Genomic DNA, 238 nt, shown 5'->3' on the forward strand with positions numbered 1-238 from the left:
AGTAGTGGGCGAAGACGTCGGCGCCGCCGCCGTCCTGCTCGATGAAGCCGAAGCCCCTTTCCGCGTTGGACCACTTCACGGTGCCAGTAGCCATGTCAAATCTCCTTCGGGGCAAAGCTCGTGGACCCACACTGTGCGGGTCCGCGTCGCCGCAATGATTGCCCCATCCGGAAAAACTTCCGGATAATTCAGGAGCGACCGACCCGTACGGACCGGGAGTACGCTCCAAGACTTTGGG

General features: G+C 61.8%; 1 protein-coding gene. It reads right to left on the reverse strand.

Going from position 1 to position 238, the window contains the following annotated elements; genetic code table 11:
- A partial coding sequence (locus tag KVT44_RS56935; RefSeq protein WP_217577167.1) for a cold-shock protein occupies positions 1-94 on the reverse strand: 94 nt, incomplete at its 3' end.
- Between the last annotated feature and the right edge of the window lie 144 nt (positions 95-238).

Origin of the sequence: Streptomyces sp. GbtcB7 (genome assembly GCF_019091445.1) — a bacterium.
Classification (GTDB): Bacteria; Actinomycetota; Actinomycetes; order Streptomycetales; family Streptomycetaceae; genus Streptomyces; species Streptomyces mirabilis.